The organism is Shigella sp. FC1661, assembly GCF_001712525.1.
GTDB classification, from domain to species: domain Bacteria; phylum Pseudomonadota; class Gammaproteobacteria; order Enterobacterales; family Enterobacteriaceae; genus Escherichia; species Escherichia coli.
On record NZ_MDGW01000466.1, the window covers coordinates 1 to 495 of the forward strand.

Annotated in this window: 1 pseudogene; it reads left to right on the forward strand. The window is 54.1% G+C overall.

The features are described from left to right. A pseudogene (gene ipaH9.8 / locus BFF42_RS20630) lies at nucleotides 1-495 on the forward strand (T3SS effector E3 ubiquitin-protein ligase IpaH9.8); the annotation flags it as partial.

The following is a 495-nucleotide window of genomic DNA, read 5'->3' on the forward strand; positions in this document are numbered from 1 at the left end:
AAAACTCAGTGCCTCTGCGGAGCTTCGACAGCAGTCTTTCGCTGTTGCTGCTGATGCCACTGAGAGCTGTGAGGACCGTGTCGCGCTCACATGGAACAATCTCCGGAAAACCCTCCTGGTCCATCAGGCATCAGAAGGCCTTTTCGATAATGATACCGGCGCTCTGCTCTCCCTGGGCAGGGAAATGTTCCGCCTCGAAATTCTGGAGGACATTGCCCGGGATAAAGTCAGAACTCTCCATTTTGTGGATGAGATAGAAGTCTACCTGGCCTTCCAGACCATGCTCGCAGAGAAACTTCAGCTCTCCACTGCCGTGAAGGAAATGCGTTTCTATGGCGTGTCGGGAGTGACAGCAAATGACCTCCGCACTGCCGAAGCCATGGTCAGAAGCCGTGAAGAGAATGAATTTAAGGACTGGTTCTCCCTCTGGGGACCATGGCATGCTGTACTGAAGCGTACGGAAGCTGACCGCTGGGCGCAGGCAGAAGAGCAGAA